Source organism: Mesorhizobium sp. WSM4842 (assembly GCF_055901575.1).
On sequence record NZ_CM148372.1, the window covers coordinates 6,802,807 to 6,827,242 of the forward strand.

A 24,436-nucleotide genomic window follows, 5' to 3' on the forward strand; every position below is an offset into this window, starting at 1 on the left:
CCATCAGGTCGGGATGCCGGTCAGGTACCAATAGGTATCGGAGACCTTGGCATGGCCGACATAGGTGGCCAGCGCGGCGATGGCATTGTCGATATCCGCGCCTTCGTTCTGCCAGCGCTGCACTCGCCGGCAGATGAAGGTGTGGCGCAGATCGTGAATGCGAACCTCGTCATAGGCCCCACGAGCAACAATATTTGCGTCCCGACGCAACTGCTGGAATGTCCAATGGACCTGCCGCTTGGACGGCACTTGCCCTGAGGCGCCGACGAAGAAAGATGCATCCGACTCGGCCGGAGCGTAGCGGGCGCGGAGTGCCACATAGCGCGAGAGCGCAGCGGCGACGCTGGCATCAAATGGTACGTGCCTTGACTTGGTGAACTTGGTCATGCGCACGGTCAGACATCGGCCGGCAATGTCGACGTCGCCGCATCGGAGCTTGAGTGCCTCGGAAATCCGCAATCCCGTGGCTGCGATCAGCCCCAACATGGTCTCGTATGTTGCCGGTCGAATGGAGTGTTGCGGCTGCAGCCGCCGCGCCGCCTGCAGCAGCGCGACGATCTCCTGGTCGGTGTAGATATGTGGCGTCCGGCGTTGGTGCGCTTTGCCGAATATGCTGCTTGCGGGAAGCTCGTTCCGTGGGTCGAGACGTCTCTCATGCTCGGCAAAGGGCCGCAGCACTTCGAGGCGGCGCACCCAGGAGGTTGTGCGTCGCGTTCCGCGCCTCCCCCTGAACCCAAGCGACCACGAGCGTCGTCGTCAGCGGGCCGCGATGGCCGGACAGATCGGCGAAGCGAGCGAACGACCGCAGCATTATGCCAGAGGTCTCGAGCGAGAATCCAAGGCGACGTCGCTCCAAAAGATAGGCGTCGATCCGCGCCTGCATGGTCAGCGACCGGCTCATGCCACACTCCCCGACCACGGCATAGCGACCGCCGCGAGCCGCTGAAGGTCGACCTTCGTGTAGATCATGGAGGTGTCGATGCTCCGATGGCGCAGGATATCGGCGATCTGCTTCATGGGCACACCAGCGTTCAGCATGCGGCTGGCGACGGTGTGCCGGAGGATATGAACGCGTGTCTGGGACCAGCCGCAACGTTTGTAGGCGGCGAAAACGGCGCGCCTTACAACGTCTTTTTGGATCGGCAGGTCATAGGGCGCGACGTGGCGTACGAATATTGCGCGGTTCGTGCTCGGTGGACGTTCATGCCGCAGATACGCAGCGATCGCGTCACCCGTCTCGGGCGGCAAGGGAAGGACGTCGAAACGCCGGCCCTTTGACCGGGAAATGCGTATCGTACCCTGCCGCCAATCGATGTCGCCGAGCTGCAGTTGCACAACCTCACTGGTTCGGAGCCCAAGATCGGTCAGGCACCGGACCATGGCGTAGGCCCTCCGGCGCGATGGGAAATCCTTGTCGAATGAAGCGAGCAGAATCTCAATCTGCGTGTCGGAAAGCACATCCGGCAAGCTGCTCAGCCGCCAGCATGCAACGCGAGGGATTGCGCCGAGTAGATGCTGAACGTCGTCGCCCATCATCTGCCGAAACCGGAGATAGCGGCTGATCGCACCCCCAACAATGCGAATGGTGGCGGTCGTCCAGCCCTGCAGTTCGCCGAGGATGAAGCGTCTCACACGCGCCGGCTCAAGGCCGGCGATAGAGATCTCCTCTTCCGGAAACTGTTCCTCAAGAAAGCGTCGAAGAATCCGCTCGCGCCTCGCTCGTGTGCTGACGGCTAACCCGCCGACATCGCGCATGTAGGCCCGGAATGCCGCCAATTCCCCGCCATGTGTGGTGTGTGCGGTAGTTGCGGGAATGGCGCCTTCGGCACGCAGCACTGCAAGCAAATGCGTGATGGCCGCCCTGAGTTCGTGCGGCAAGCGACGGGCCGGATAAGGGCAGTCACAGACGGGAAGATGCTCGCTGATAAACCGAACTCGCGCGGCTTCGCCTATGGACTCTAACGCGAGCCGTTCGGTCGAGATCCAGTGGGCGAAATGGGCAATGCAGCACAGATAAACACGTGCGGTGCTGGGCGCATAGCGGGCACGGCCCAGATGCTCAAGATAGCGCTCCGAGAATGGCCCCAACGGGCTGTTCTCAAGCCACTGACGGGGCGCCGGCTGCAGTTTGATTTGGTTCATGACGATCTCCTCTACGGTTGGCGCGCAGAGGAGATCAGGATTATGTAAACCTACGGTCGCCCGGCCTGCTGGGGGATGCCCGGCATCCGCTCGCATCCCGAACGTCGCGCACACAAACTGCGCATAATCCGGGCCTGAGCATAATTTCTGCCGATAGCCATCTCGCAGACATTCTGCCCATGTCGGAGCGCGAGGTTGTCGTTTGGTCGATGGCATTCCCATTTCGAGCGGACCGTTCGGCGCCGGCGTGATCGCCAGCCAGCCGGTGCTGGTGGCGATCGGGTGGACTGGGGGGCCGGCGCCGGGCTCTGGGCGTCAGCTGGCCAACCGGGAAAGCCATTCGAGCTGGCGTGAATTCGCGGCCGGGCTCAAGCAGCGCGGGGGCGTTACGTGCTTGCTGGCCAGCGATGGGCCATGACGAACTTCAAGCCAGATTAGATCAGAGTGCAAGGTCACCGTCCCTGCCCAAAGCCATTAGAACTCTCCAGCACCGGTCTTGGGGAAGCGCTGGCCGCCGCGATAGCCGGGACATTCAACTCGCGATCTCGCCACGCCCTCCATTTCGGTCTTGCTTTCCAGCGCCGCAGTGGTTAGCGGTGAGCATCAGCTGCCTTCCTGCGCGATCTTGGCCCAGAGCGCCTTGGACACTTCTTGGTCGTCTCCAAGTCATCGCGCCGCCACACCCCGCGCACGCACCTCGTCTGCCAGCGGATCTGCCCAAAGGCGCGCTGCTCCAGCAACGATCGAGGGTGACCCCGCTTGGTGGCCAGCAGCGGCTTCTTGCCACTTCTATTCGCCTAGGGTCGGAAATGGGGTGATCATCCAATCGATCGACGCGACGGCGCGCTGAAGTATCGCCTCGGTCTCAGCGCGGGTAGGTGAAACGGCGATGATATGTCCCACAATGTCTCGAAGATCGCCTTTCCTGACGATCGGGGTCTTGGGTTCAACAAAAAAATTGACCTCGGCGACACCAGGTATGGCAGCTGCCTGGCTAACGCCCCCAATCCAATCGAGGGAGCCATCGCGATCAGGATTTAGACATCGCGCGGCCGCAGCCTGCGAACGCTTTCTGCGTAAATCGCATTCATCCCCGATGACAAGTTTGATGTGCTCGGTGATGAGATCGACACCGTAAGCCAGCTGAATCAGTTGGGGAGTGGGCGCGCCATGAAGCCGCGGATTGACTTCAATGACGACTGGACCACGCTTCGTCCATCGGAATTCTATGCCCGTTGGCCCCCAGCCAAGGCCCAGAGCTCGCAAACAGCTCAGCGAAACAACGGCGATACGCTCCTGCTCGTCATCGTTCAGAGGGGCCGGAATGGTGCCCTCACGAAAGACAAAATGCGGTGGAGGGCCGCAGTCAGCGATGCCAATTCCAATGATCTGATCTCCCATTATGTCGGCCCAATAAAGCGGGCCTTGTGCGAATTCTTCGACGAGTATCCTCGGCGAAGACGGCCAAATGTGGCTCCCGCCCAATAGATAGGTCGTATGCTCGGCCAACTCATCGCCGTTGCGGCACAATCGGACGCCGACGCTGCCGCTGCCTACGGCTGGCTTAAGAACCACCGGCAATCCGATCTCCGCGGCAGAGCTTTCTACTTCTGTCGCATTCGCTGCCAGGCGATAAGCCGGCATTGGAACGCCGGCCTCCTTGAGGAACTGACGTTGAGTGAATTTGTCGCAGCATCGTTCAATCGCTGCGGGGTTCGGTCCCGGTAGGTCAAAATGACAAGAAAGCTTGGCAGCTGTCGCATAGACCGACTCCTCGACGTCCGAAATGCCGGTAATGCCAGCAACGTCGTAGGTTGCACACAACCGGGAAGATTCATGGATCAGGGCATCGAGATTGTCTGTATCGACACGGATTGCCTCAATGACTTCCGCCGCGAGATAGTCGTAGCGGGACGGATCGGCACACAGAGTGATTGGTAGCACACCCAGACGCTGGACAGCTTGGACATATTGCAGGCCCATGCGGCGATGACCCTCAACGAGGATGAGTGCTCTTTTTGCCATTGCTGCCAACTCCAATGTTTCGTGCAGTGCGGTGGCCTGAGCGTGAATCGGCGTCAGCTCTTTAATACGTGCCTGACCTCACACTTTGCGGCGAAGGTACCATTATCAGCAATCGACAGTCGCAAACATTTTGTAAATATAGTTGAAGGGCGTGTTACGACGTTTGATGCTAGCCGTGTAGCATGAGCCTGGATGATTATTGGAAAGGAGTGTCGACACGTCAGTGATCCTGCTTCGACTGAGCCTATTGCGTACGGTTTCGCGACGTTGTTTTTTGCAATCCTAGCTGCCGTGTCGCTCGAAAGCATGGCGGCGGTCCTCGGCTGTCATAATCCCAGAGGCAAGCGCCATGGTGGCAGTGCGCTGTGACGATGTCTTGAATGGCGCGGTGTAAATTGTAGTAGCTTGGACTCAATGGACTGTTGGCGACGGCGGGCTTTTCGAGGTCCGCTGCGCGGACTTGATGGGGGGCGCCGGGCATGATTTGCTCGGTGGGCAAGAGCCGGCTTCGACGGCACGCCGGATTTTATGGTTGGTGACGGCTTCAGACATGGTGAGCCACTCTCCGCCGGTGTTGCAGGCCGACCGGTGGCTCTCGATCTTGTGCACCCGGCGCAATGAGCTGACGCGATGCCCTATCCAGGTCTTTCCCTGACCGGTCCGCACCCCCATGCGGTTGAGCGTGGCGGAGACATCTGCGTCGGACCAGCGCGTCGCCATCGATCGGATGATGGCCATCGCCTCCTCGGGCGTGCGTTTGGTGTGCTCGCCGGATTTTGGCTTGCGAATGTGAGCCTGCGAATGCTGTCCGCCTTGCCGGTATATGGTGAGTTCGACCTGTCTCGCATTATCGTCCACAATAACGACGATATCCTTGATCAGTGCGCGCACGAGCGCTGCCGAAAACGCATGTCGACGTTGGGAGCGTCCCATGCAGCCCTCAGATCCTGAGCCAGGCCGGCAAAATCCGGCGTGGCGGGGTCATCGCGAACTGGCCGATTGTTGAGCCGGGCTTCGCAGGCTTCGACACGGCGAGGCGTCGCCTCCCAGCTCTTCTCAAGCTGAGCAGCTATGAGCCTATTGTCGGGACCGCAGGCCGCATAGCGCCGTTCGGCAAGCGAGGCCTTCGTAGCGGGCCTGCTGCAAATCCAGTTCGATCATCTGCCGTCGCTGCGCTTCGCCTTCAAGATGGATCCGCTCCGCCTCCAAAGCTGATTCGATCGCCATGGATGCCACGGCACGCAAAACCTCTTGCGAGATCGCGGCGTCGGCTCGACCGCCATTGGCGGTCATGCATCGGGGTCGCGCCAGCGCAAGGTTCGAACGGTCGCAACGATAGATATGTACCCGATGCGGCGGCCTACATAAACGACGCACAGGCGGCGGCCGCAATAACAACAGATGAGCATGCCGGCCAGGAGAGCCTTCCCGCCCCGACCGGACTTTACATTGTCGTTCCCGCATGGATGTTGGACCGCGACGTTTGCGAAGCGTTCAGCTTGGGTAGCACTCGGGTTACCGTGGATGCGCTGACTGAGCTTCACAACCTCTTGATCCATGGGGATTTCGTAGTGGCCTTGAGGGCGGTTCGAACGCTCAGGAGGTCATCGATGAAGAGACTGCCCCACCAAGCGGCTGCCAGCATCGTGGCAATTGATCATGCCACTCAACTCCGGAGCCCAGGACGGGCTGACGAAAGCGCAGCGCACAGTCGCGAGCCTCGCCAAGCTGCTGACGGCGGCTGCAGGCGTCGCGGAGAAGGAGATGACCGATGACGGGCGGTAATCTCTTCCCTTGGCCCTCCTGAGGCGCAAGGCCGTCGTCTACGTCAGACAGTCGACGGCCCAACAGGTTCATGCCAACCTTGAGAGTCAACGCCGGCAATATGAGCTGGTCGACGTTGCGCGGGGTGGGGGTTCCAAATGTAGAGGTGATCGACGAGGATCTGGGCCGCAGCGCGAGCGGCGCCGTCGAGCGCCCCGGTTTCGAACGACTCGTCGACGATCTGTGCACCGGTCATGCCTTCTCCGAGCGCTGATAGCGCTCAAACAGCTCCGTCGAGAACCGGCCGGCTCGGTCCTGCGGTTTGCGTAGCTCCAGCACGCCAATCCGTGTCACAAGCCGGCGTTCGTAGTAGCCGGACCGGTAGCCGACCCGCTCCGCGGTCCGCTCGCCCTTCTCAGTCCCCAGCGCCTCCGTCATCTCGGCTTCCAGAACCTCGTGCACCACACTCTGCAAAACCCGCCGAAAGCCGTCCGCGTCCGACAGCAGCAGCGCTTTCAACTCTGGCCGTTGAGCTTAACTTCTTGCTTGGTCATGGCACTTCCCTTTCCACGGGATCGGTGAATCGCAACGTCACCAGCGTGCCATGGCCGCCCCTACCTCAGAGCAGCCGCCGTTCTCTCTTCAGAACTTTTTGCAGAACCTTCAGGATATATCCCCGCCCTCTAGACCGAGGACAGCCCCGAGACGAAGACACGGAAGGCCGGTGCCCAACCCGCGGATGAGAGTCTGATCGACCGTTGTCTCTGAGCTCCACCCCAGCCCTATCCAGCTTCAGCCGATTTCGACTGCATGGCAAACCTGCCAAGCAGGCGAGCCTTCTTGCCTTCAACCTTGACAGGGAACAGGAGAGACTAGCTCGCCCACAGTGATTTGGAACCTGATCCGCCCATCTCATACCGGCCCGCAGCCATGCGAACGGGCAGAGTTGTGCGGCCTGACAGATGACCGCACTCGATCCCATGCTCTGCGCTGTTCAAAACCCACTTGCAGAACCGGGCGGGGGGGCGCACACATGAAATCACAGGGGCGCTCGAATAGGGAGGCTTTTCGAGCTGCCTAGCTCGTCGCACTTTTGGCCTTGCGCATTCACTGCCAGCACTTTCACAAATGGATAATTCCGCAGTTTACCGCTTTTATCGCAGCAACCGTTCTGCTGGGCGCATCCAATTTTCGCATCACATTTTTCATGTGGAAGTTCACAGTGTTTAGGGAAATTCCGAGAATCATTCCTATTTCCCAGGATGATTTCCCTCTCGCCGCCCACAGAATACATTCCTTTTCCCTCACAGATAGACTAACCGTCTTTTCGTTGTCATCCATCTTTTCCCAACCAACAATCCGTCTTATGAAAGAAGCGCATATCTTTGGTTTCTACGTTTGAACTAGCGCGTATCCTATCGATCGAAATAGCGGGTGCTTTTTCTGGAGGTCCCGTGTTTTAATGGCATACATCTGAACGCTCCTGTCGTTCACCGGGAATCCAGCATGAGCTCGGATGGGCCAGACCGACTTTTAAGTTTCTTGTCCGCGTGTATAAGGGTCCCATGGACGGTCCAAATGCATGAATAACTGTTGTGCACGACATTCCATGTCTTATCGAGTCATCGAACAATGCTACGCGAGCGCCTCTGCGCCAGAAACATGCGTCGGCTTGCTCAAAACAAAGGCAGTCGGATCATTTCAGGTTCTAATCACTATTACCCCGAAACTACACGTTGCGCATCTCATTAGTTTACTCATCACGTCATTTTTGGATTATTGCCAAAGGTATGCACAAGCGGCAATGTTGCTATACGGGGTCGCCAAGCTATATCACATTAACTTCGGACAAGAATTATCTTGTGTTAATTTTATGTTTTTTGCGTTTCGTGGAAATTACAAGAAAATAGAACGTGTTAAGCAGCAGCGATGGCGTGGTGCTGTTCCAGCACTGGTCTCAAATAGTCAAACTGGGTGCGCAGTCACTCTTTTCGGCTGAGCAGTTCGGATCAGGCGCCGTTCTCGTTTCCAGCCTTGAAGCAAGAAGATCCCAGCTAGGTTTGACGCTGAGTGCATCAGCTCGGCGTCCGGGCCATCCCGAGTGGGTGACACACGCCATGGCCGACATCTCTTTGCGATCGCATGAGCCGGCCGTCAGGTCGCCATTATCCTGCGTCCTGTCAAGATCCGACGGACAAATCCGCGGCGGTTTGCGTAGCCTTGGCCGGCGAATCCGCGCCCTCTGGCCTGCATCCGGGTAGACGGGACGGCTTGGCCGTAATAAGGTCATGGGCTGGCGGTGGACAATGCAATCGACTACCTCTTCGGCCTGCCCGGCAACAAGGTTCTCCAGCGTCTCGTAGATCAAGCCGCCGATGATATCCGCACCGGCCGCGCTGGAACACAAGCCGGAGCTGCGCGGTTATGTGGAGACTCGATACAAGCCGAAATCCTGGAACACGGAACGCCGCGCCTGAGCCGCCCGCATCGAGGCAACCACTTGCGGGCTGGACATCCCCTTGGTGGTAACTAATCTCGACAAAGGCTCCGCCGCGCGTTTCGATTATCGAGCGATATCGATCGAGCTGCCGGGCCGCCAAACAACGGATTTTGGACGAGCTCGTCGCGGTTACCGGCTATCATCGCGAACGATCAGCATGCTGCGACCTCGAGCTGCCGGTCCCTCGCCCGCCAGACAATATCCGGTGCTTTATGGCGCTGAAGTTCGGGAGGCGCAGGTGGCATTATGAAGCGTCCGATCGTCTGCTCGAAACGGCTGAAACCGCTTTTTCGCATTTTGCTGCCGGCTCTTGAGCGGCATGGCCGGCCCGATCTGGATGGCGAACTTCGCGACAAGCTGCTGACCATCAGCGCAGCGACGATGGATCGCCTGCTTTCGGTAGTACGTGCTGTAGCTCGCGGCGGGCAGCGCCGTCGCGCCGGAGTGAGTTCTGCGGTGCGTGTGCAAACGATGGTCCTGACCGATATCGCCATAGGCTGGACCGAGGGCATGTTGTCATCGCTGCCATCAAGCGAGCCAGTCGTTGTTCCCCTTTCCGCTTCGAGGCGTGGACTTTGACAAGCGCCTTCATGAATGAACTCCGTGATCGCCCGGTGCAGAAGTCAAGGATTGGAAGTGACGCGTTTCCGGGCTTATCGGAAGAATGATTAGGCATGAGTCGAGCAGAAGAACGATGCTATCGTTCGTCGCCTGGTCGGCTATGGCAGGTTCGTGGGTGCGGAGGCCACGGCGGCCCTTGTTCGTCTCTATGACGCAGTGCGGCTGCACGGCGATCTCTTCCAGCCCTCGTTCAAGCTGCGAGTGAAGACCCGTGTGATTGGAGGCCAAGCCGACACTCTCGGCAGCCCTCGTGCTGCAGAGGCTGATGAAGGTCATCAAACGCGGTTCACGACCAAAAGCCTGCGGACGGTCCAAATAGCCGTGAAAGTCTCGCGTGAGGAGACAGCCGTTGAAATCATCAATGGCGACTGGAGGGCGATCACCGCGCTTCAACCCGCAATCGTTAGGTAACACTCTTCGGTGAGGCAACGGGAGGTGTCAATTTCTCAATTCGCCCGACACAACGCCAGCGAAGCTGGCAGGCTCGAAAAGCGCTTGACTTCAACACCCCGAGTAGGGGAGCAACCGTCGCTTCAACACTGCCAGTGTGGGGCGAACCAGTTCACAGCCAGCAAGCAGAAAAGACATAGGGTCTTGAAATGATGCGCCGCATCTTCTCTGCGCAATCTGCGTCGCCGCAGCCGTCGTCCTGGTTCTGAACAAGAGGTCGAAAAGACCTTTCACCAATCAGCGATCGCGACTTAATTAGACTGTATCAATCTTCGGACGGAGCCTCGATCGGTAGGGCAAAGCCCACCTTTACACGGTCCATTATCACCATCGTTTTAACGCCCTTGATGTCGGGGATTTCATAGAAGAACCTCTGGGTGAATTGCTCGTAATCTTCCATGCTACGTGCGGTCACATATAGAACAAAGTCGGCGTCCCCTGTGACGTAAAATCCATTGACGATTTCAGGTGAGGATTTTATGGCCTTCTTGAATCTATCAATTATATCTGCACGCTCGCGCTCTAGGCTTACAAGGACAAACATCCCAATAGGTCTTCCAACTGCCTTCGGCGAAATGATTGAGACATCGCCCACGATGATACCTTCCGAACGGAGGGTTTTCAGTCGTCTTTGACACGCGGTAGCGGATAGCCCGGCCATGTCACCGATTGCTTCAGAAGTCAGTCGGTTATTTTTTTGCACAATCTCAAGAATGCGAGCGTCTATACGATCGTATTTCATTTCAGCTCCAGTTGAGGTGACTTTTTTCGCCGTAAAATGCCATCTCGTTGCGGTAATCGTGCGCTAGAGCCAAAATGGAATGCGAATGTAATCGCGTTTGAAGGTTTTGGCAAAGGCTTTCGCCCTTCCATTTTGAAATGGGCTGCGAACGGCTTCTAGCAGAACTCCGTAACGACCTGGCGCAATCGCGTCCGGCTAATTCGGGAATCGCGTCCGTTTTTTGATCGGAATGCCGTCATCCGCAGGTAGGTACAGTCGCAAACGGGTATGACGCATGACGCCCCATTCCGAGGCGCTCGGAACCGAGCTCGAAGTGTTGTCCTGCTGAGTCGGCGAAGACATGGGCATCAGATCGCGGTTCTGCGAAGCGGTCGAGGTAATGTCGGTGCGATAAAGCCCGATCATGTCTCCTTCCGCCTCAAGGGGAGCGCAGATGCGACCGCACTGCGCTTCCGAGACGGAGACGCCGATCTTGCCGAGCACCCCGCCCGGCAAACCGTTCAGCCCGGACAACTCCTCCCAGCTGTCCACGCCGTCCAGAGACCGGAACATTCCGCTTCCCGGCCCTCCGCTAGTGACATTCCAGAAGGTCCGCCGGGTTTGCGAGATCGTGGCGAACAGGATGCGCGGATTGTTGGGATTCATCGACATATCGACGGCGCCGGCGTCGGAATTGCGGTAGAGGACCTTCTGTCAGGTTCTTGCCGCCGTCCTTGGACCGGAACCCGCCCCGTTCCTCGTTGGGCCCGAAGGCGTCCCCGAGCGCCGCAACATAGACGGTCGGGGTCGTGCGGATTAATGCAGATCTTGCCGGATGGCAGGTCCTTTTCAGTCCCAGATGAGCCAGCTGCGACCGGCATCTGTCGACCCGTAGACCCCATCACCGTAAGAGCCGTCGCCTCGGATCTTCGACCCGTCCGTGCCGGCATAAATGATGTTGGAGTCGGAGCGGGCCACCGCGAGCGCGACGCTGACCCTCGTGAAGAAACCGTCGGATAGGCAGCGCCAATAGACCCCTCCCCGTCGATCGTCTTCCATGCCCCGCCGGCGCAGTCGTAGTCGCCCGCGACCGCCACATTTGATGGCTTCGAGGCTCGAAGGTCAGTCACACGGATCGTCAACATCACTTACCCTTTCCTGATAGAGCCTCAAGAACTCCCGTTGACTCACGGCCTCTGGATCGACGACCCGCACCTGTAATCCCGGCACATTGAAATCGAACGCAGCGGGTGCTTCGCTTATTGTTCAGCTAGAGTAGTATAGATCAAAGCCGGAACAAAACCAGAAGGTTGGCTAACACCGGTCGCTGTTTAGACAACCATCGACTTGTATCTCTCTCTCAATGATAATCCGCTCACTGGTATGTCGCCAACAACCGATCTAAAGCGTTGCAGCTTTTCTGGACAAGGCTGCTGAAGCGCGCCCCCGAGTCATGTCATAGTGCCGAGCCGGGGGGCTTCAGCCTTATGACTCCAACACTGTTCTCGACGGCGATCTTGGTGCCAAATGGTCTCGAGAGCATCTCTAGACGATGCAGAATGGCTGTCGCTTGCGAAGCAGGGGCCAAACGCGGGATACCCCGGTTTGCAAACCTTTCCGAGCGACCGAGCTCGACGGGGTAGAGCCGAACTTCGGCAAGCTGATTGTGCTCAAAGCGGCTGGTGGCGATAACACTCTCGTAGAAGGCCGGGCCAGTGACCGCGCTTATAAATTCACCTGCTGTGGGGTAGCCTTTTGCTTCCTCGTCGACTGTCACGTCGGCGTCCGTGTCCACCCCCGGGTCCCTGCCATAGGCGGCGAACATGTCAGCCCCTGCGGGCGTCCGAAGAGCATCGAAGAAGAAATTCGCAAGGCTATAAAAGATTGGTCGGCCCCTGTATATTTCGATACCGCGCAGCAGATGCGGCCCGTGACCAATGTATGCGTCCGCTCCGGCGTCGATCATTCTGCGTGCAAAGGATTGCTCGTAATCCGGCGGTTCCTGGCTCACTTTATGGCTCCAATTAGGCTCGTGACCGTGGTTGGTGACGATGCAGAAATCGGAGAACTGCTTGCCCCGGCGAACATTTCGCAGGATGTCGGCGACATCGCGCCGGTCGGGTTCGTAGCTGTAGCCGGCCTTATCGCCCGCCTTGAACGTTGCTCCGGCGACCACGACTCGGGCTGGGTCCCCATGGCCGTACTCATAACCGGGCAGTGCATCGCGCACTTGCCTTAAGTTTTCGAGCGTCTCCGGCGTGACCACGATGCTTTCCGCCAAACGAAGGGGGTTGAGTCCTGGCCTGCCGGGCGCCTCGCCGGCGGGATCGCAGGCACGAGACATGGGCGCAAACGTTGTAGCAAACGAGACCAATCCCACGCGACCGCGTCGAGTTTCCAGAAAGCGAGCGGCGCCGGCTTGTGCCAGATTTTCCCCCACACCGGCATGGACGATACCGCTCTCGTCGAGTACCCGACTCGTTTCGCGCATTCCTCCAAGGCCCCAATCAAGCGTATGGTTATTTGCTCGGCTCACTAGATTGAATCCCATCGCCTTCAGATCAGGGCCGACCTCTGGCAGGCTGACGTGATAGCAACCGCCGTGCTCAGCCTGCGGACTACCTTTAAATGACCTGATATCGAATATGAGGGATTCCATATTGCCGAAGGTTACATCGGCTTCGCGCAGGATCTTGACGATGGCATCAAAGCCTGGATGTTGGTATTTCGTCAGCGGTCTGGAAAGAATGAGGTCACCGACTGCTACAATCGTGAAGCCATCTGCAACGTTTGTTGCAATCGAACCTACAGTGTCATAGTTCTCACCTGTCCGACTCAAGTTTGAACCAATTTCATTAGAGTGTTGCTCCATGAATTCTTCCTTATCTTGTGTTGCGAAACTTCACAAATGGTCAGTGTTGGAGTTACGGGTTACGCTCGAGATGTCCGGTTGGGTGAGCGCATCTCTGTTATGCCGCTTGCTGGGCTAAGAAATCGCCGCCACAATCGGATTTCCTGGATTCTCGGTTGCCGGTGCACGCACATGACATGCCACGACGCGCCCATCTGGCATCGGCGTCAAACGTGGCAGTTCGACGCGGCAGCGTTCGACCGCGAGCGGGCAACGCGGATGAAACGCGCATCCCTTTGGCGGGTTGATGGGGCTCGGCACCTCGCCCTCGATGGGCACGTGGAGCCGAACCCGCCTCGGATGCGGCACCGGAGCTGCCGCGATCAGCGCCTCGGTGTAGGGATGGACGGGCTTAGCGAAGAGCGCCTCGCAGGGCGCAAGCTCTACGATCCGGCCGAGATACATGACCGCGACGCGATGGCCGATATGCTCTACGACGCCAAGGTCATGCGAGATGAAGATGAGGGCGATTCCCATCTGCTGCTGGAGATCCAGAAGCAGGTTCAGGATCTGCGCCTGCACGGATACGTCAAGCGCTGACACCGCTTCGTCGGCGATGATGAGCGAGGGGTTGAGCGCCAGGGCGCGTGCGATGCCGAGCCGCTGGCGCTGTCCGCCCGACAGCTCGGAGGGAAGCCTGTGCATCATCTCGGGCGACATTCCGACCTTTCGCAGAAGGTCTGCCGCAAGCGCCTGGCTCTGGCTTCGGCCGAGGCGCTCAAAATTCTCGACGGGTTCGGTGATGATCTGGCCGGCGGTGAGGCGCGGGTTCAGCGAGGAGTAAGGATCCTGAAAGACCATCTGCATGCGACGGCGCCAGGCGCGAAGCGCGTCGGTCCTGAGTCCAGCAATATCGGTTCCGTCGATAAATACGCGCCCGCCCGTCGGCTTGACGAGTCGCATCAGTAGCCGCGCCACAGTCGACTTGCCGCAGCCGGATTCGCCGACGATGCAGAGCGTCTCGCCGGCCTCGACACTGAAGGATACATCCTCCACCGCCCGGATCACCGGAATGGTTTTCTTGAAGAGGCCCGAGCTAAGCGGATAGTGCTTGGTCAGCTTCTCGATCTTCAGCAGAGGACCGTTCATGCACCCATCACCTCTTCGGCGCGCCAGCACGCCGCGGCGTGCTCCGACCCGACATCTCGCAGGGCGGGCGTCTTGTCGCGGCAAATGTCGATCGCGAACGGGCAGCGCGGCGCAAAGCTGCAGCCGACGATGGGCTCGCGCAGGCTTGGCACAATGCCGGGAATCTCCGCGAGGCGGCGCTGGCGGCCGCGCCGCCGGTCAGGCACCGAGCGCATGAGCCCCTGGGTATAGGGATGCGCCGGACGCTCAAACAGATCGATGACGTTGGCCTGTTCCACGATCTGGCCGGCATACATAACGATCACGCGCTGGCAGGTCTCGGCAACAACGCCCAGGTCATGCGTGATGAACATCACGGCCGTTCCAGTGCGCTCCTTCAGATCGACGATCAGCCGCAGGATCTGCGCCTGGATGGTGACGTCGAGCGCCGTCGTAGGCTCGTCGGCGATCAACAGTTCCGGCGAGCAGGCCAGAGCCATGGCGATCATGGCGCGCTGCCGCATGCCGCCCGACATCTCATGGGGATAGTTGTTGACGCGACGCTCAGGATCCGCGATGCGAACGAGACTGAGCATCTCTTCTGCTTTCTTCATAGCCGCCGGGCCGGAAGCCTTGGTGTGGATCTGCACCGCCTCGGCGATCTGATACCCGACCGTATAGACCGGGTTCAGGCTCGTCATCGGCTCCTGGAAGATCATGGCAATCCGGTTGCCGCGGATTTTGCGCATCTCCCGATCGGTCAGCTGGAGCAGGTCGTGACCATGGAAACGGACCTCGCCGCCAACCGTCTTGGCGCCCCGCTTCGGCAGCAGGCGAAGGATCGACAGCGCCGTGACACTCTTCCCGCATCCGGATTCGCCGACGACGCCGAGTGTCTCGCCTTTCTTCACCTTGAAGCTGATGCCACCCACCGCACGGGTAATGCTGTCTTCGCCAAAGAAATGCGTTTCCAGGTCTCGCACGTCAAGCAGCAGGTCGTCCCCTAGCCAGTGATGCATTTGCATGTCAGCGCCTCTGCCTGGCGCGGGGATCGAACAGGTCGCGCAGGCCGTCCCCGAGCAGGTTGACTGCAAGGACGGTGATGGCCAGGCAGATGCCAGGGGCAAAGATCGTCATTGGCGCGATGGCGAGATAAAGCCGCGAACTGGCGATCATGTTGCCCCAGCTCGGGATCTCGGGCGGGACGCCCACGCCAAGGAAGCTCAGCCCCGCCTCCGTCAGGATTGCGCTGGCGCAGACGGTGGCGCACTGCACCATGAGGGTCGGAACGGTGCTCGGCAGGATATGTCTCCACAATACCCTAGGTAGGCGAGCCCCGCCGCACAGCGCGGCCTCGACATAGGGACGCTCGCGAACCCCGAGAACTACCGAACGAACCAGCCGCGCGACGGCTGGAGTCTCGGGGATCGCAATGGCGACGATGAGGATGCCGATCCCGGGACCTGTCAGAGAAATGAGCGCCATGGCGAGCAAAATCGTCGGGATCGACATTAGACCGTCCATGATCCGCATGACGAAATTATCGAAGCTGCGGCTATAACCGGTGATGACACCGATCACGAGCCCGACCACGCCCGCGCTCGCCGCCGACAGCAGCCCGACCAGGAGGGAGATGCGGGCGCCGAAGATCGTCCGCGCAAATACGTCCCGCCCCAGATTGTCGCTCCCAAACCACATGTCGGCGGAAGGCGACTGCAGGCGCTTGAACGGATCCATGTTCCCCGGATCGCCGGCGTAAAGCGGCGCGGCAAGCGCCAGGATGATCAGAAGCCCCAACAGGCTGCCGCCTATCATGACCAATGGATGCCGCCTTGCCAGACGGGGAAGGTTAGAAAATCGCACACGCCCTGACGGAACGTATTCAACTGGTGCCGAGAAAATCGTCATATCAGTACCGGATACGCGGATCGACCACGGTGTAGGCCAGATCGACCGCCAGGTTGATGAGCACGTATGAACCCGATGTCAGGATGAGCACGCTCTGAATGATCGGATAGTCCCGGTTGTTTATCGCATCCACGACCAGACGACCGATGCCGGGAATGTTAAAGACGGTTTCCGTAAGCACGACTCCGCCAATAAGCCAGGCAAAGCTTAGGCCGATGACGGTCAGGATCGGGACGCCAGCATTCTTCAGGGCATGATGTAATAGCATGGCATAGGACGAAGCACCCTTGGCGGCGGCGGTGCGCATATAGTCTTCTGACAGGACCTCGAGCATGCTCGCCCGAGTCACCCGGGCGATGAATCCAATGTATCCGAGACTGAGAGCCACGGTGGGCAGCAGCATATGCACGAACCATGGCCCCGGGCCACCCTCGATGGGTACATACCCCTGGACGGGCAGCCAACGTGTCTTGATAGCGAATAAGTATACTAGAAAATAGCCGATAACGAAAACCGGGACGGAATAACCAAGTGCCGAAAATGCCGCGAGGAGGCGGTCGACTAGCCCACCAGTTCGCCAAGCGGCAAGGATGCCGAAGGAGACCCCGGCCGCCACCGAAAGGACCATTGTTAGCACCGATAGCGATAAGGTCGGTTCAAGCCGCTGGGAGATCAGCTCGAGAACCGGTCGTCCGGCAAATATCGAGGTGCCGAAATCGCCACCGAGCATGTCGCGCACCCAACGCAGGAACTGAACTGGCATAGGATCGCTGAGCCCAAGCCTCTCGCGTATGCCAGCGATCATTTCGGCGGTAGCCGCCTTGCCGGCGATAATCGCTGCCGGATCGCCCGGCGCCAGCCTGAGAAGCAGAAACACGAAGATGCCGACCATCGCCATGACGGCGACGGCCGAAACCAATCTGCGAAGGACATATGCTGCCATTAGGCTGGAGCTTTCTGCATGTTCCACATCGGGATAAGCACCGGCGTACCGATAAGCCCGGTGAGCGATTTGCGGCGCGCGATCGGGGAGACTATTTGACCGACCAGAACCATCCCCACGAAGTCCCAATATACTCGTTGCATCTTGCGGGCCAATGCCCTGCGCTCTTCAAGTGTGTCTACTTCCGCCCATTTCGCCCGGAGGGCCTCGTATTTGTCGTTCTTCGGCCAGCCATACCAGGCCTCGTCGCCGTTCGCGGCTAGGGTGACATTGCTGAGCGGATCACTCAAAGTGTAATCCGAATCGCTCGTGATAAAGATGCTCCAGCCACCGTCCTCCACCGGACCCTTGTTCGCCCGACGCGCGACAAGCCCGCCCCAGTCACTCGGAGCAAGCTCGGCATTAACTCCTATCTTGCGCAGCTCGGCCGCCAGCCACTGTGAAGCATTGCTGCCCTCCGCCCAGTCGGTTGCCTGCAAGATGACGACCGGCTCGCCAGCATATCCGGCCTCCTTGAACAGTTGCTTCGCCTTTTCCGGATCTCCTCTCTTCTTGAACCACTCGGTATTCTCCTCGTTGGAATAAATTCCGGTTCCAAATATCGAAGTGACGGGACGAAAGTATTTCGGGTCGCCGTATGCAGCGCGCATCATAGCCTCTTGATCGACCAGGTGAAGCATCGCCCGGCGCGCCTTTACGCTGTCAAACGGCTTGTGCAGAAAGTTCAAGCGCAGATACACGACGGATCCGGATTTATCTAGAACTTGGAGCTCAAGAGTCGGATCCGTTTCGATCACGGGGTAAAGATCGGTCGGCGGAACCTGAAGGAAATCGAGCTCACCTGCTTGCAAAGCTGTCAAAGCAGTCTGTTGATCGGCGATGTTGTCCCAGATCACACGATCGACCTTGACGATCTTGCCGCCGGCAAGTCCGTCAGAGGCCTCTTTGCGCGCGACGTATTGTTCGTTGCGATCAAAGGTGAAGCTCGCACCAGGCTTCGCAAGAGAGTCATTGAATTTGAACGGCCCCGACCCGACAGTCGCTGTCACCTGTTCAGTTGCGGCATGGTTGGCATCCTTCTCACGCATGATGAAGAGGCACGGCGTCGCAACGCTGGCAAGAATATCGATCAAAAACCCCAGTGGTTCGCTTAACACGACCGTGAAAGTCTTGTCGTCCTTCTTAGAGATGGCCTTGACGCGCTTCATGAGCAGTTGTCCGCCGGGATTGACCTGAGCCCAGCGACGAATGGAGGCCACACAGTCTGCCGCGGTAACGGAGGTACCATCGTGCCAGCTAAGACCATCCCGAAGCATGAACGTATAAGTCTTCCGATCGTCGGAAACGTCCCATTTCCCTACCATTTGCGGCTGCGGCATTAACTTGGAATCCAACGCAAACAGCGTGTCATAAATCGCTAGGCCAAAGTCCGCGGTGACGTAATCCGCTGTCCAGATTGGGTCGAACACGCGGAGCGCACCGCCTTTCGCCATGCGGACCGTCCGCTCGGCAGTCGGTGACGTCTGACCCCGCAGGACCGACGGCATCGAAAAAGCCGCTCCGGCAGCCACACCTGTTTTAATGAGATCACGCCGAGAGATTGTCATCTCCAATTCCCCTTTTTTGAACCAGTCGCGCGGATGACGCCAGCCTAGTTGCTAGAACTCCGAGAGGCTGAACCCTTGCTGTCGCCACGAAAGCTTCGGATCCATTCTCGCAACCATCCCGACATGGGCGGCTGCAGATCCTGGTCCGCAATATTCTAATGCCTCTCAATTGGGCCATTGTTTTTAGTACAGGCTCTCCTCAGTTTTTCCGCGATCTCTCGCATCCACGCGCAGAGAACGTCAGCTCTTGCGTCAGTTGCGGAGAATCTCTGCAATTGCGGCTCTAGAGTCGCCTGGTCGTGTCAATCAAATCCTACCTTGTTGCGCCTTGGTGAGCGAGAGCCGGACTAAGTCTGGTGTGCCGACGCTACATACATTCAGTTTAGTCCCGGCTTCTTGCACGCCATTTCGAGAGGCGGTTCCGCATCTACCCCGACCGGATTGATGAAGGGGTTTTCATCGCGAAATCGCTTGAATGCGTCCTTGGCCGCCGACACAAGCGCCGGATTTGATAGGACATCGTAAGCAACCCCCGCCATGGCCTTTGCAGCAAGCGTGAGTCCCTTGTGCGCGGCCGGCGATTTACCTTGAGCGACTAACTGCCACGCATGGAAGGGCGTTCCCACAGCAAAACACGCGACGTCGCACTGCACTGTCGGGACTACCCAGCTCACAGTGCCTACGTCGGTGGAGCCCGAATCCACGCGAGAGGGATCCAGATGATAGATTTGCTCGCTCAGAGGTTCTGATCTAACCGGCAGCCCATAATTGCGATAATCCCAACGGATTTCGTCTGAAGTCAGCGATTGTTGAATTTTTGCGGCGAACTGTTTGTCATTGCTGTCAAAGCCGGGGCCTCCTAGCTGCTCAAGATTCGCCTGCATCGATTCTTCTAACGGTGGATTGCCGACTAAGTTCGCCTCGCCAGCAAGCTGTTTTACGTTTACCGTAGTCTCAGTCATTAGGGCCGCGCCCTCGGCAATTTTCTTCACTCGTTTTACTAGGCCCCACATTTCCTCCAGGTTGCGCGCACGAACAAGATGGCGAACAACGGCACGCGGCTGCACCACATTTGGCGCGATACCACCACCGTCGATGAGAGCGTAATGGACTCGAGCCGACGGAGGCATGTGCTCCCGCATATAGTTCACGCCTACGCTCATAAGTTCAACGGCGTCGAGCGCGCTTCGTCCTTGATGCGGCGCTGATGCAGCATGCGCTGCACGGCCATGAAAAGTGAATTCCATCTCCACGCATGCGAGCGAAGCGGCAGCGATGACACCTGTGAAAACATTGGGGTGCCAACTAATTGCCACGTCGACATCGTCAAACACACCAGCACGGACCAAAAAGCTCTTTCCAGATCCGCTTTCTTCGGCTGGACAGCCGTAATACCGGACTCGCCCTGGCAACCCGGCTTGGATGAGCCAGTTCTTCACCGCCACGGCGGCCAAGAGGGATGCCGAGCCAAGTATGTTATGGCCGCAACCGTGTCCACAGCCGCCCGCTAGAACAGGCCGCTCCTCTGCCAGACCCGCCTCTTGGCTTAATCCCGGCAATGCGTCGTATTCGCCAAGTATTGCTATTACGGGTCCGCCATTGCCCGCCTCGCCCATGATCGCCGTCGGGATATTCGCCAATCCTTCCGTCACCACAAATCCCTCGGAGGCAAGCCCGCGGCAATGCTCAGCGGCGGCAAAGAATTCCTGATAGTTCAGCTCGGGGTTGTCCCAAATCCTGTCACTTAGCTCATGAAATCTACCCTTCTGATCCTCAACTTGCTGCCAGACAGGTTTTGAATTTTTCAACATTCTAACATCCGTTGCTTCTGGGATCTCTTTCAGCCTTTTGCGACTATAACCCATCCTTGCGCTCGCTTTGCGGCGGGTTCGTCCAGTTGCCAGTGAATTTCTGCAACGGAGAGCGCCTTTGCGCAGAAATTAGACGGAAGGGGGAGGGAGTCGAATAGCGATGCGCCAAGGCACCTTGCAATAGGCCGATGAACATGGAGTTCTCGCGCCGGGACATTGCAACATGCGAGGGGCGATATGATCGCTATGTTAAGCGATGCCACGGCGGGCCTAAGATCTTGCAACGGTACCCGGGCGCGTGCGGCAAGGAAGGCTGTGGAGTTGCACCGAGAAGCGCGCGTTGGTCGACCTGGCGAGTACGGCGGGCTCGTCGCGTCGGTGATGGAGGTCGCGGAAGCGTTCGGCGTAGCTCTGTCACAGGCTCTATGCCTGGCGCAAGCAGATGGCCGGCGGCGAGCTCGTTGCCGATCAGGCGATGGCGACCTCGCGCGTCCCCTTCCTTGTCGCCTTCGAGCACTGGTTGGATGGGTCTTCGATCCCCTCCTTGCGGAGGATGACAAGGCCGGGTTTCCCATTGTCGACGACACCCTTCAGCACCTTGGCGACGCCCAGCGGCTCGGTCTGTTCATCGGCCTTGACCAGGATGTCACGGTCAGCGCCCGTGGCGAACGCGGTGCGCAGTGCTTCCTGCGCCAGCATCTTGCCGATTCGAGCCGATGATGATGATCTCTTTCGCCTCGCGGTTTCCTTCAGCCGGATCGCCTCTTCCGGCGATGTCCGCCATCTTGACGTTGGCAAGCTCGATGCCCATACCAACGCGGATCTTCGCGTTGCACGATACGCTTCGCAGGGACGAGCACCATCATTCACTACAATCTGGCCTAGACTTACCGTTAGAGTTTTCTAGCTATTCATGGACGTCAATGGGTGGTGCTCTTGGGCGCGCTGTGGCACATGTTTCACTTGATCAAACACACTCCGACCAAGCGGTCAGCAACATCCTGATAGTTATGCCTGCTACAGCGATGACCTCCTCTATGACGTGAGGATCAGATGCAAAGGACGAAGTTTTCAACCTACCTTCTTAGGCGCTCGCCAAAGGGATCAAAGAAGGCTTGCAACGACGCATCGGCGTCATAGAGCTGCCCGGCAATTTCGATCTGCCATTGACTGTTCTCGATCATATCTTTGGTCACACCATCGGGATGGTTGACATAGCCTAGTCCAATCGAAGTCCCAAGCGTGAAGCTTTTTACTCCCGAAGAGATAAAGCCAACGATCTCGCCGTTGAGTCGTATAAGCTCCTCGCGAAAGAGAACAGGTACGGGATCACGCAGCTTGAAAGACACCAGCCGCTTCTTGAGAGGCATCGATGCCTTTTGCGCTGCAGTTGCTTCTTTTCCGATGAAACCACCTGCCTTGTTCCAGTCGATCGTGAACGCCAAACCTGCTTCGAGCAAGGTATCAACCGGTGTCAAATCCAGTTCGTATTCTCGATACGCGCGTTCGGAACGCAGATGTTCAAGTGCGTGATATCCGGCCGGTTTCAGCTTGTGTTCATTTCCAGCCTCCCACAGCACGTCGAACACATGCTGCACCATCTCAGACGGAATATGAAGCTCCCAACCGAGCTCCCCTATGTAGGTCAAACGGTTGGCGATGACCCGGGCATAGCCCACGTCGATTTCCTGGCTGGTGGCAAACGGGAAGGCTTCGTTAGACAAATCGGCGTCGGTTACCTTGCTAAGGATATCCCGCGACTTAGGTCCCTGCAGAGACAGCACGGCGTAAGCAGATGTGACGTCGGTGAGAGTAACGTTCAAATCATCTGTAATATGCCACGTAATCCATGCCTTGTCGCGCGGGTGGACCGTCGCCGAGGAGATAATCAGAAACTGAGTGTCCGACAGACGGTTCACCGTGATGTCGGTTTCAATTCCACCTTTTTCGTTCAGCATATGCGTATACACGAGCTTGCCGACCGGTACGTCCACATTGCCCGCGCAGAGCCTTTGAAGGAACGTGCAGGCATCACGACCTTGGACAAGGTGTTTGCCGAACGAGCTTTGGTCGAACAGCACAGCGTCCGACCGTGCGGCCTCGCATTCAAGTTTGGTATTTTTGAACCAATTCGGTTCCGCGTAGGAATAGACATTTTCAGTGGAGTCGCCTTCGGCTGCAAACCACATCGGTCGTTCCCATCCCATCCCTTCGCCGAAGCTGGCACCGAGTTTTGCCCATCGATCATGAAGAGCGCTTTTGCGGACCCCCCGCGAAGTCTCGGGTTGGTGCCAAGGCCAATGAATCTCGTAATGCAATCCCAATACTTCTGGTATCCGGTCACGCAAATATCTCAAATTGATCTGGAACGGGTGGTAACGTGCAACATCGACAAAGCTGACATCCATCTGAGGCGCGCCCGCCACGATCCACTCGGCCAACGCGCGGCCCGCTCCAGCACCAAATTCGATACCTTCGGAATTGTAACCCGCCGACACAAACAGATTTTTCATGCCGGGCACTTCACCGATCATGAAGAGGAGATCTGGCGTGAAGCTTTCCGGGCCATTGAAAAACTTAGCAATGCCAGCATTTTGCAATGCCGGTATAATCTCGGTTGCCTTGGTCATCGGCAACTCGAAATGTTCCCAGTCTTCCCAAAGCTCAATAAAGGCCGATTCCTTCGGAAGCTTGTCCATAGGAAGCGCCTTGCCCCAAGGCTCGAATGCACCTACCAACAGTTTGCCAGCGTCTTCCTTGATGTACACGTGTCCGTCAGTATCGCGCAGGACTGGTAGCGTCGGCTTCACGAAGTCCATAGGCTCGGTCACTGTGTAAAAATGCTCAGCAGCATAGAGGGGCACGCGCACGCCCAATTTCGCTGCAAGATCTCGTGTCCAAAGGCCACACGCCAGAACCAGAACCTCGGCTTCGATAACCCCGTGGTTCGTGCGAACTTGATACGTCCCACCCGGCGTCCTCCAAAGGTCGGTTACTTCAGTTTTCTCAAGAATTTTAGCCCCGTTCTTTTTTGCGCCGGCAGCCAAAGACATGCACGTGTCGATCGGGCTCGTTTGGCCATCCTTTGGGATGAAGACGGCACCCTCAATGACAGAAGAATCGATTGCCGGATAAAGCTCCTTCGCCTCACGCGGCGAAATCATATGGGCTTCCAGACCGAAGCTTTTTGCGACCGAGGCGTTGCGTGCAGTTTCATAGAGACGATCTTTGGTTCGAGCCACTCCAAGCGTGCCGTTCTGCTTAAATCCCGTGGCTTGGCCGGTCTCTGCCTCAAGCGAGGCATACAGTTCCGCATTGTATTTCGCGATTTCAGTCAGAGCATGTGTGCCTCGTGTCTGCATGATCAAGCCCGCAGCATGCCAGGTTGTCCCGGATGTAAGCGTATGCCGCTCTAGGATCACGACATCCTTCTTCCCGAGCCTGGAAAGGTGATAGGCAAGGCTCGTTCCAGCGATCCCTCCCCCGAGGATAACGACGTCGTGAACTCGCACCGGTACTTCTCGAGGACGGACGGGTGAATTTGAAATCATGTTATTTCCTTGGTGCGGGCAGATCGCTTCAGCTCAAGCCCAAGTTTGTGTTGGCGCGGAAATGCTTCGTAATCACACGAAACATGAAGTGCGAGACCCGTTGGACGCGGGTTCCCCTGCTGCTGATTAAGCCTCTCGTGCGACGTCGCGCGCTCCCCTAGCGCCTAACTCATGCTGCTTCATGAACCGCACATAATTCCGCCTCCAGCGGATGGTTAAGTTTTTGTCGGGCAGAAAGCTCGTGTCCGAAAAAGATAATATCTCATCTAGAATCCGCGATTAACCAATGTGGCTTGGTTGCGAGCAGTAATCCTGCGTTAACGGGGCACAACACGAAGACTTGCTTGCCGGAAGCTAGACCTACACATCGTTTGCGGCGGCTGGCCTGCGGAAGACATACCGGCTCGTACGGCA

General features: G+C 58.1%; 19 protein-coding genes and 4 pseudogenes. 4 read left to right on the top strand and 19 right to left on the bottom strand.

Annotated features, from left to right (window positions below; translation table 11 throughout):
* Positions 1 to 3: 3 nt before the first annotated feature.
* The 6 genes from AC0NIE_RS32910 to AC0NIE_RS32935 all read right to left on the bottom strand — a co-directional run bounded on the left by AC0NIE_RS32910 (position 4) and on the right by AC0NIE_RS32935 (position 5,460).
* Complete coding sequence (locus AC0NIE_RS32910; protein ID WP_473489566.1) at positions 4 to 693, bottom strand: tyrosine-type recombinase/integrase; 690 nt, start codon at positions 691 to 693, stop codon at positions 4 to 6.
* Positions 653 to 901, bottom strand: a complete 249-nt coding sequence (locus AC0NIE_RS32915; protein ID WP_473489565.1) for a hypothetical protein — start codon at positions 899 to 901, stop codon at positions 653 to 655. Before AC0NIE_RS32915 ends, AC0NIE_RS32910 begins: the two co-directional genes overlap by 41 nt.
* Positions 898 to 2,238 (bottom strand): site-specific integrase, encoded by a 1,341-nt coding sequence (locus AC0NIE_RS32920; RefSeq protein ID WP_473489564.1) that lies wholly within the window; start codon positions 2,236 to 2,238, stop codon positions 898 to 900. The genes AC0NIE_RS32915 and AC0NIE_RS32920 overlap by 4 nt, the downstream gene beginning before the upstream one ends.
* Positions 2,239 to 2,931: 693 nt before the next feature.
* A complete protein-coding gene (locus AC0NIE_RS32925; protein ID WP_473489563.1) occupies positions 2,932 to 4,167 on the bottom strand; it encodes an ATP-grasp domain-containing protein in 1,236 nt (411 codons plus the stop codon).
* A 411-nt stretch (positions 4,168 to 4,578) separates the two neighbouring features.
* Positions 4,579 to 5,058 (bottom strand): hypothetical protein, encoded by a 480-nt coding sequence (locus tag AC0NIE_RS32930; RefSeq protein WP_473489562.1) that lies wholly within the window; start codon positions 5,056 to 5,058, stop codon positions 4,579 to 4,581.
* 186 nt (positions 5,059 to 5,244) lie between these two features.
* A complete protein-coding gene (locus AC0NIE_RS32935; RefSeq protein WP_473489561.1) occupies positions 5,245 to 5,460 on the bottom strand; it encodes a hypothetical protein in 216 nt (71 codons plus the stop codon).
* 366 nt (positions 5,461 to 5,826) lie between these two features.
* Here AC0NIE_RS32935 and AC0NIE_RS32940 point away from each other — a divergent pair, with 366 nt between their 5' ends.
* A complete protein-coding gene (locus AC0NIE_RS32940) occupies positions 5,827 to 5,952 on the top strand; it encodes a hypothetical protein (RefSeq protein ID WP_473489560.1) in 126 nt (41 codons plus the stop codon).
* Between the two features lie 9 nt (positions 5,953 to 5,961).
* Positions 5,962 to 6,184, top strand: a pseudogene (locus AC0NIE_RS32945) (recombinase family protein); the annotation flags it as partial.
* Positions 6,185 to 6,186: 2 nt separating this feature from the next.
* Here the strand turns inward: AC0NIE_RS32945 and AC0NIE_RS32950 are convergent.
* Together AC0NIE_RS32950 and AC0NIE_RS32955 are read right to left on the bottom strand one after the other, a co-directional pair.
* Positions 6,187 to 6,450: pseudogene (locus tag AC0NIE_RS32950) on the bottom strand (transposase); the annotation flags it as partial.
* Positions 6,451 to 7,053: 603 nt separating this feature from the next.
* On the bottom strand, positions 7,054 to 7,272 hold the full coding sequence (locus AC0NIE_RS32955; RefSeq protein ID WP_473489559.1) for a helix-turn-helix domain-containing protein: 219 nt from the start codon (positions 7,270 to 7,272) through the stop codon (positions 7,054 to 7,056).
* A gap of 961 nt (positions 7,273 to 8,233) precedes the next feature.
* Here AC0NIE_RS32955 and AC0NIE_RS32960 point away from each other — a divergent pair.
* A pseudogene (locus AC0NIE_RS32960) lies at positions 8,234 to 8,483 on the top strand (transposase); the annotation flags it as partial.
* 194 nt (positions 8,484 to 8,677) lie between these two features.
* Complete coding sequence (locus AC0NIE_RS32965; RefSeq protein WP_473489558.1) at positions 8,678 to 9,010, top strand: hypothetical protein; 333 nt, start codon at positions 8,678 to 8,680, stop codon at positions 9,008 to 9,010.
* 757 nt (positions 9,011 to 9,767) lie between these two features.
* On the opposite strand, the gene AC0NIE_RS32970 is transcribed toward AC0NIE_RS32965, so the two are convergent.
* The 11 genes and pseudogenes from AC0NIE_RS32970 to AC0NIE_RS33020 all read right to left on the bottom strand — a co-directional run bounded on the left by AC0NIE_RS32970 (position 9,768) and on the right by AC0NIE_RS33020 (position 24,022).
* On the bottom strand, positions 9,768 to 10,244 hold the full coding sequence (locus tag AC0NIE_RS32970) for an Lrp/AsnC family transcriptional regulator (RefSeq protein WP_473489557.1): 477 nt from the start codon (positions 10,242 to 10,244) through the stop codon (positions 9,768 to 9,770).
* 195 nt (positions 10,245 to 10,439) lie between these two features.
* Positions 10,440 to 10,889: a hypothetical protein gene (locus AC0NIE_RS32975; protein WP_473489556.1), complete on the bottom strand. Its 450-nt coding sequence runs from the start codon at positions 10,887 to 10,889 to the stop codon at positions 10,440 to 10,442.
* A 790-nt stretch (positions 10,890 to 11,679) separates the two neighbouring features.
* Positions 11,680 to 13,095 carry a CapA family protein gene (locus AC0NIE_RS32980; protein WP_473489555.1) on the bottom strand — a complete coding sequence of 472 codons (1,416 nt, stop codon included), beginning with the start codon at positions 13,093 to 13,095 and terminating at the stop codon, positions 11,680 to 11,682.
* Positions 13,096 to 13,209: 114 nt separating this feature from the next.
* Entirely contained in the window at positions 13,210 to 14,223 is a 1,014-nt protein-coding gene (locus tag AC0NIE_RS32985) for an ABC transporter ATP-binding protein (protein ID WP_473489554.1), read from the bottom strand.
* Positions 14,220 to 15,227, bottom strand: a complete 1,008-nt coding sequence (locus AC0NIE_RS32990) for an ABC transporter ATP-binding protein (protein WP_473489553.1) — start codon at positions 15,225 to 15,227, stop codon at positions 14,220 to 14,222. Before AC0NIE_RS32990 ends, AC0NIE_RS32985 begins: the two co-directional genes overlap by 4 nt.
* 1 nt (position 15,228) lies before the next feature.
* Complete coding sequence (locus AC0NIE_RS32995; RefSeq protein WP_473489552.1) at positions 15,229 to 16,110, bottom strand: ABC transporter permease; 882 nt, start codon at positions 16,108 to 16,110, stop codon at positions 15,229 to 15,231.
* Between the two features lies 1 nt (position 16,111).
* Positions 16,112 to 17,053, bottom strand: a complete 942-nt coding sequence (locus AC0NIE_RS33000; protein WP_473489551.1) for an ABC transporter permease — start codon at positions 17,051 to 17,053, stop codon at positions 16,112 to 16,114.
* Complete coding sequence (locus tag AC0NIE_RS33005) at positions 17,053 to 18,660, bottom strand: ABC transporter substrate-binding protein (protein WP_473489550.1); 1,608 nt, start codon at positions 18,658 to 18,660, stop codon at positions 17,053 to 17,055. The genes AC0NIE_RS33000 and AC0NIE_RS33005 overlap by 1 nt, the downstream gene beginning before the upstream one ends.
* A gap of 377 nt (positions 18,661 to 19,037) precedes the next feature.
* A complete protein-coding gene (locus AC0NIE_RS33010) occupies positions 19,038 to 20,471 on the bottom strand; it encodes a M20 family metallopeptidase (RefSeq protein WP_473489549.1) in 1,434 nt (477 codons plus the stop codon).
* A gap of 516 nt (positions 20,472 to 20,987) precedes the next feature.
* A pseudogene (locus tag AC0NIE_RS33015) lies at positions 20,988 to 21,282 on the bottom strand (adenine nucleotide alpha hydrolase family protein); the annotation flags it as partial.
* A gap of 265 nt (positions 21,283 to 21,547) precedes the next feature.
* Complete coding sequence (locus tag AC0NIE_RS33020) at positions 21,548 to 24,022, bottom strand: GcvT family protein (RefSeq protein ID WP_473489548.1); 2,475 nt, start codon at positions 24,020 to 24,022, stop codon at positions 21,548 to 21,550.
* Positions 24,023 to 24,436: the final 414 nt, after the last annotated feature.